Raw genomic sequence first — 7,228 nt, 5'->3', positions numbered from 1 at the left:
AATGGCACCATTCCGACCGATCAACCCTTTGATTTTACAAGACCCGCCTGTGCGAACAGGCCAATTTTGAGCTTCCAACTGTCGAAGTTCGGGGGCTAAGGTCACTGAGCTTCTGCCCTGGAACTGGACGCCACACAGCGCCTTGTCACGCAAGGCTGCATGACCGCGGCCCACGCCGGATGCTTACGCCGCAGACCAGGCTGAACGCGGCGAAGGACATCCTCGATCGTCTCGGCTGGGTCCCGCCGCGCCGTGCTGAGCGGGTGGACGAGGAAGACGTGCCGATCGAGGAGATGACGCTGGCGCAGCTCCACGAGGCCGCTGCGGGGCGCAAAGGCGTCCGGCTGGACCTTTCATCTCTACGCTCGTTGGCCGCAGACGAACTGTGAAGTGGTATCCTTGGACAGCTTGGCCGTGGGACAATCGGTGGCCTGATCCAAATGCAGATCTCTGTGCGCGTGGCCGTCTTGCAGTGTGAAGTCTCAGGTTTGTTGCCGTGTAGCCACGCACTGGTGTTTATGGTGCGTAGCGGTGTAGCCATGTAGCCAAAGGGCTATACCTCGCCGCAACCGGCGAGAGAGCACCCTTGGCTACACCGCTACACCGCTACACGGTTGCAAAGCTAGCCGGTGAGGGCACCGCTTCACTCTTCGTCTCTCGGCCGAACAAGGCGATAGGTTTCGGCGGTAGTGGTCGCTACGCCTTCATCTCCTGGCCGCAGGCGAACTATCCAGCCATTGGTTTCGAGGATCCGAAGGAGCTGTCGGATTTTCTGTCCTGACCGCAACTTGTGCGGCCCCTTCTGCTGAATGTAGCGCACGGTCACGTCAGAGTCAGCTTGGCCATCGAATAGCCATTGCCGAAGCGTTTCGGCGTCCTTGATTTCTTGCGAGTGGCCTTGTGCCTCATAGAGGCGCAGGGCTTCCACTAGGTAGAACTGAGCGATCTCGATCCCGCGGGTCATGTTGGGGCCCGAAATCTGATCGGAGCCCAAGTCTTCGATGGCCGTCAGGACACCGGCGATGCGGACGGCTTGCTCGGCAGACTTCGACGCATCCGGCCTTACATTTTCCAAGGGACCGCCTTCACGCTGAGCGAGCTCCACGCGATCTGAATACTTCACGAGGGCGGCCTTGGCTTCTGGTGCAAGCGTCAGAACTTTTGGTGTAAGTGCGCCCGAGCCGGAATCCATAGGCAGGGCCCGTTCCAGTGCGGCAGTAAGCAGACGGTGGAATTTTTCGAGGGGTGCCCGGTCCACTTCGAGGTCCGAGTGGAGACGGGTCCCGATCGTACTGGCCGGACGGCACACAAGTGCGCGTGCCAGAAATCCGATATCTCTGACGACGCGATCCTGCACGAAACTCTCCGCGATGCCGGGCTGCACCATCAGGTGCAAGGCGACACGTCTCCCGTACAGCGTCTCTTGGCCGTCCCCGGCTCTCGTCCGCTTAATGGGCTTCCCTTGCCATAGGAAGTTGAATGCGGCCAACGTCTTCCCCCTTTGGTCTTGGCTCATTGCGTAGCCGTTGAGGAATTGTCCGCCCTCGTCGCTGAACACGCCAAGAGAAGGTTGCCCAATGGCGAGAAGCTTCGTCAGCCCTTCGAAAGTCGGTTCGCTTACAAGGCGTTCCGGTCGGCGCGGCAGGTCTGGAGCGGGCTCCAGTTCCAAGAGGGGGGCGGCACGCTCGCCCTTCGCGCCGCGGTCCCCCAATTTCTTCACGATATCGGAAATGCCCGTTTCATGTACCCGCTTGAGCACCTCATACTCGGAAAGCCGCAATTTCCACGAGGCTGATTGGTCACGCTCGTACTGGTAAATCGGCTCCATGATCAGGTCGTCGCACGACGACTTGCGCTCCCCAGAGACCGCTTGGGTCAACAGGAAGAGCGAGGTGGGCCGAACACCCCCAAGCGTCTCGACATCGAAATGTCCCTGTACAACCAGAGATGCGGCTGCGAGCGCGGATTGCGCAGCTATGGCGATCGGCGCTTGCGTTATGGCTTGCACTATCTTGGCGGCTTCGCCAATGGGGCCTAGATGCTCGATCGGGTATGCCATCCCCGGCCGTTCCTCAGGAATGAGGGAAAGCGGATCTCCCAGCTCGACCCTTGCGAGGCGCCCGGCGGTCATGACCGAAGCCCCTTGTGCGCGAGGCCTGCGAGGAAGTCGTTCCAATCTCCCGCGGCGGGCGGAGGAGCATGGACTTGCGCCCTCCATCCAAGCTTTGTCGCGCGTGCTGCTAAGTCGTGCGCTGCTTCGATTCCCGGCCGATCAGGGTCGGCTGCAACAATAAGCTCACCGGGGGACTGGGGAAGTATCAAACCTCGAAGTCCCGATGTGGAAAGCGCCGCCCATGTGCGATTTTCGGACGTGGGTGCCCCAACTGCGCGTCGGGTTCCGTTGTTCTTTGTGCCGAAGTGGTTTTCTTGGAGGCGCAGGTAGGCAAGAACGGTTTCGATACCTTCTCCGACAACCAGCGTACCGTTGCCTTCAGTCAATCGTACGGCGCCACCAGCGGCGGAGCCCAGCATGGCCCGGCATGGTTCAACGTCCGCCTTTCCCGACCCGTCGTCACGGAGGTAGGTTCGGTGTACAGCAAAACCTGTGCCTCCCTCGATCTTGGCTATCATGGCGGGGAGACGCTGGCCCGAGGGGTGTCTGCAATCGGGTGCATAACGTACGCTATCGCAAAACGATCGCCAGACGCCTCTGCTTTGGAGGTAGTCTTCCGCTATGCTCAGGGCCAAGGGGAGGCCCTGCCTCCAGATTCTTTGCGCGATTTCAGCATTGCAATTCTTTGACGGTTTTTGGGCAGAGATTGGCTCCGCCCAGTGGTGCGCGCCATCCCGTGCGACAACTACCGCATCCAGAATGTCCTTGAAGCGACAGCCGCTCTTCTTGCAGTTGAGGACAAGGGCTGAGCGCCCATCGGACAAAGTCAGCGCACTCTGATCGCGACGTGCTTCGGGTTGGCAAACGGGGCATGCTGCGACGCCATAGCCGCCATACCACTTCCCCTTCAGCAGGCTGGTCATCTCGAAAGCAGACATCATGATTATTTCCCCTGCTTGTAAGTGGGGGCGGCGCTGATGAGCGCGCGCGCGTACGATAGCGCGGCCTGCACGTCGTATATGACCCGCTTGCCGGGCCGTATGGCGACGAGGGGCCAGTCACGAAGCGTACGGGGCGCGACGGGGAAGCATTCGTGGCTTATGATGATAGCCAAGGTTTTGCGGTCCGCATATTTCGGATGCGGCGCACCGGGCGACCACAAAATGGTGGGGCGGGGTTGGTCAAATTCACCCATATGGTGACTCCTTTGGCTTCTATTGAGCCAAATGTGCCCCATGGACGCTGACCCGGTCGTCCTCATGGAGGTTTGACCGTGTCTGCGTCTTGGTGGTTCTATAATATTGTTTCCGCGGCTATATTCGAGCCTTCGGGTCGCGATACAGCCTAACTGAAATGTTTTTCACAAATTCGTGATTCCATCGTGAGGCATAGTAATTTCCCGTTCTTGGCCTGTGCCCCAGTCATCGGTATCCTCTGTCGGGAGCCAGACTCCGTACTTCTCGGCATGGTCGACTTGCTCTGCCCACGAGTTCATCATTCGCACGCGTGGCAACCAGAGCCTCGATTTGTTGTACACTCCGAGGATACCTCCACGCGTCGCAGACTGGCGATGGCTCAACAGGCTATCTGCCACGCTCTCGTTCCCAACATAAGCGTCAGAGAGAACGGTCGAGAAGGTGTGGCGCAAGCTGTGAAACATGAAGTCGTTTATGCCCGTAAACTTTTTGAGTTTGGCGGACAGCGCGCTGTGGGCGGTGAATTTCTTGCCGTCACGCGCCAGCTGAAACACACGCTGATCTGGATCTGACATGACCTCCGGGTGAAGTGCATCCCGCACCAGCACCGGGGTTGGCATGGTGAAGGCGTCCCCGTTCTTCATTGTCACCCCGGGAAATTGGATGACCCCTCTTTCAAAATCAATTTGCTTCACACGTACTTCGCGTAGTTCGCTCATTCGCAGCGGCAAGAATACTGCCGCGCGGACAAATCGCCTGAATGGTCCATCAAGTAGCTCGGCTGCTTGGAGCATCAGTTGAACTTCCGCGGCAGTGTAAATTCTCTCGCGAGGTTTGACCCGAGCGGGCCGCTGTCGTTTCGGTACGCGTGAGCAAGGGTTGACCTCTATGACATCTCGGCTCAGCAGATGCTCACAGAAACGGTTCAGTGCGCCGTAGCGGTGGACCGCACAGGCCCTGCCGTAGTGTCGCGATAGAAGCTCTTGCACGTGCTGCACGGTGAGATCAGCTGGGGCAAGCTGCTGGACGCCCATTTCTGCTAAGCCAAGCGTGAGGGCGCCGGTCTCAGTGCGCACGTGCTGCTCTTTACCCTTGATGCTTGTGGCGATGTAGCTGTCAGCCTCTCTCTGGAGAGTTGTCGCCTTCGCTCTTGCTAGATCCCGTGCCCTGATCGCTGCGCGCTTGTCTTTGGCCGGGTCTGCCCCATTCGCAATGTTAGACTTCAGCCGGGCTGCCTCTCTTCTTGCGTCGGCAATGCTATGGGAGGTCAGCGAACCGATCTTGATGGTGTTGTTCGGCAGGCGCCTGCCGTCTGCACTGACGCCCTTGGGCCTGTAGTCCAAGAACCAAGTCTTTGCGCGCTTCCCGATTCGCAAGGCCAGGCCAGGTTCTTCTTTGTCTCGCAGTACCGTCTCGGCTCCGGACTTGAGCGCTATGTTCACGACGGACTGGGTGATTTTGACTCTTTGGGCCATAATTTTTTCCGGACATTTTCCGGACAAACTTGTAGCCTCGTTGGGCTGGTTCGGTCAAGGTTCGGCGGGGTGCTTTGAAAAATAATTTCATGATAGCAGTATGTTGAGGCAAGTTCGGCTAGGGTTTGGCAGCTCTCTCTAAGTTCCAGAGGTGGGAAGGGATCTGATTTGTAATCAGTGGGTCCGCGGTTCGAGTCCGTGTGGGGGCACCATAAAATCAAGCACTTAGATAAGATTTCGGGCCTCTGAAATTTTCGTGACGACCACATGGAGACCACCGCGCAGAGCTTCACAGGCCCAGCGGTGTCGCCATTTTGGTAATCGGAAGTAGCGTCAGCGTGATCACGCCGCGCTGCGGCGCGGGGCGGAGCCTTGTCGCGTAAAATTTCCACCTCTGCACCATTCCTCGAAAAGGACGGGGCACCGGGCCGAGGCGCTCTCCATCAGGACAGCGGAGCCCGTGGCGAAGCGCGGAGAGGAAAGCGGCCCAGGCTGGCCGATCCGGCGGGGAAACTGAAAGCCGGAGGTCACAAAATACGTGTTACTTCTGTTACTTCGTCACTTATCTTGTAACCATCTGTTTTTATGTGACTTTTTCTGCCGCACCAGGTTACAAGAATGGATTTCTGGTTTGTAACTCCGTTACATGTAAGTATTTGTTTTTATTGTAATTCGTCTTTCGGACAGCCGAGATTGGGAGGAAATGGCTCAAAATTCGGCCCATTAACTCGCCATTTCGAGGCCATCGGCGCGGCCTCAAGCGCAGGGCGCAACCCCATGAGGTAGCGAAGGGTTTCAGGAAATACCAAGGGTGAGCACTGCCAGCACCGTGCCTGCCAGACCCGCCCAAAATTCCAAGCTTGAGAAAAAAAGTCTCTGGATGAGGGAGACCACCGGTCTAGCGGGCAGTCGACCCTGAACTTTCACCTCCCCCCTTGCCTAGGGCGTGCTGCCGTGGCGCTAGACCGTGTGCACAATGCTCGTGAAGCACATGAGAAATGGGCTTTTCCCAGAATTCAACGGCGCAAGTGCGTTGGGAGAGTGCCGGTCAACGCTCAAGAGCTCAGATTTCTGACCCACCCCCGGGGATGTGGCGCAACCGCCAGGAGGCGGCCCCGTGATCGGACAGCTAGCCCGGCATATGCTGTCCTGGTGGAACTCCGGGATTCGATTCCCGCGCGTTGCGCTTGAACACCCTTCTTCTGGTGCCCGGTCAGGCTAGGTACCTTCGATCCCTCCCCAGCTGTCCATGCGCGGCCGGAGGCGCGCGAGCGTGGCAAAGGGCAGCGGCAGCGGTGCAGGGACTTCATCCTTTCACGGCCAGCCGACGATCTTCACCTGCGTTGCGCTTGGAGCTCAGGAGGCGAGACAGTGCCTAGCCCCTTCCGGGGCGCGGGGTGGGAGAGGCGCGGTCTCGCCTCTGCCAGAGCGGGGCGGGCAGCAGCTGAAGGAGCGATCATCACTTTGCGCACAGGCCCGGTGCGGCTTCCCCCACGCCAAGGCCGGAAAGTGCTACTTTCGCGCAGGGGGCGGGCGCGCCCGCCTCGGGCGTTGGCTGTGGCCGCTGACCTCTTGCCTACATCGCTGGCTACCAAACGCTGGAAAGCCCGCACGAGGCAGGGCAAACAAGTACTGAACGAAGGGAACGCCGGCGTGAGGGGCGGGCGGTCACATACCCCAGCGCGCTAACACATCCGCATAAGCCTGCGGATCGGCCTTCATCCGGTGCACGGTCTGACGTACAAGGCCAGTGTCCCGCGCGATGGCGGAGACGCCCGCACCGGTAGCGAGCCTTGCCGTCACCAGTTCCAGTTCCAGTTCCAGTTCCAGTGCCTGCCGGTCCTACTTCGGCTTCTTCCCGAGGTACTTGCCTTCCCGAGCCTGCGCCGAGGCGAGCCCCGCCCGCTGGGCTTCCTGGGTGGCTGCTGCTTGTGAGTGTGCCATTGCGGCGATGATGCCTATCAGCGGCGTTGTTGCGCAAATCCGGGAGGATTCATCTCGTGAATCCAGCATGCTAGCTGGGCAGCATGAGCAGACCTCCGAAGACGACCTACAAGACCACAAACTGGCATAGCTAGCGAGCCGTTGCGCGCCACCGGTCCGAGCGCAACGGCGAGCGAGGCGCTCAGGCAGCGCGGATCACTGACCGTTTGGTTCGATCCCTCGATGCAGTGGGAAGCCATTCCGTCGGGGCGTCGCGGCCGTCAGCAGGCCTACAGCGACGCGGCGATCCAGGCCTGCCTTACCCTCAAGATCCTCCTCGGGGTGCCGCTCCGCCAGGGTGAGCCAGTGAGGCGCCATTGGTTCGAGCCCACTGGCGAACGGTTTCGTGGCGAGCCTGCTCGAACTGTCTAGGCTCGACTGGTCCGTGCCGAACTTCAGCACTCTGTCACGCCGCCAGAGTGAGACGGGACCGTGGCGCCAGTGGCGCCGCGACAGCCCGT

The 7,228-nt window shown here is 59.7% G+C and carries 5 protein-coding genes, 1 tRNA gene and 1 pseudogene; 3 read left to right on the top strand and 4 right to left on the bottom strand.

Features of this window, described 5'->3' with window-relative positions; genetic code table 11:
- Positions 1 to 179 precede the first annotated feature (179 nt).
- Positions 180 to 389, top strand: a complete 210-nt coding sequence (locus FGX59_RS35550; RefSeq protein WP_138473297.1) for a hypothetical protein — start codon at positions 180 to 182, stop codon at positions 387 to 389.
- A 254-nt stretch (positions 390 to 643) separates the two neighbouring features.
- Here FGX59_RS35550 and FGX59_RS35545 read toward each other — a convergent pair whose 3' ends face one another.
- The 4 genes from FGX59_RS35545 to FGX59_RS35530 form a co-directional block, all read right to left on the bottom strand.
- The gene (locus FGX59_RS35545) at positions 644 to 2,059 is read right to left on the bottom strand and encodes a YfjI family protein (RefSeq protein ID WP_171060996.1); all 1,416 of its coding nucleotides are present in this window, start codon (positions 2,057 to 2,059) and stop codon (positions 644 to 646) included.
- Positions 2,060 to 2,127: 68 nt separating this feature from the next.
- Positions 2,128 to 2,532, bottom strand: a complete 405-nt coding sequence (locus tag FGX59_RS39945; RefSeq protein ID WP_370296483.1) for a toprim domain-containing protein — start codon at positions 2,530 to 2,532, stop codon at positions 2,128 to 2,130.
- Positions 2,533 to 3,056: 524 nt separating this feature from the next.
- Complete coding sequence (locus FGX59_RS35535) at positions 3,057 to 3,308, bottom strand: hypothetical protein (RefSeq protein WP_138473294.1); 252 nt, start codon at positions 3,306 to 3,308, stop codon at positions 3,057 to 3,059.
- 165 nt (positions 3,309 to 3,473) lie between these two features.
- On the bottom strand, positions 3,474 to 4,784 hold the full coding sequence (locus FGX59_RS35530; RefSeq protein WP_138473293.1) for an integrase family protein: 1,311 nt from the start codon (positions 4,782 to 4,784) through the stop codon (positions 3,474 to 3,476).
- A gap of 142 nt (positions 4,785 to 4,926) precedes the next feature.
- Here FGX59_RS35530 and FGX59_RS35525 point away from each other — a divergent pair.
- Positions 4,927 to 4,996 (top strand) — tRNA-Thr (locus FGX59_RS35525).
- A 1,815-nt stretch (positions 4,997 to 6,811) separates the two neighbouring features.
- Positions 6,812 to 7,228 (top strand): annotated as a pseudogene (locus FGX59_RS35520) (transposase); the annotation flags it as partial.

The organism is Poseidonocella sp. HB161398 (assembly GCF_005870025.1).
Classification (GTDB): Bacteria; Pseudomonadota; Alphaproteobacteria; order Rhodobacterales; family Rhodobacteraceae; genus Mangrovicoccus.
Note: the sequence above shows the minus strand (reverse complement) of the source record. Positions and strands in the feature narration are given on the sequence as shown.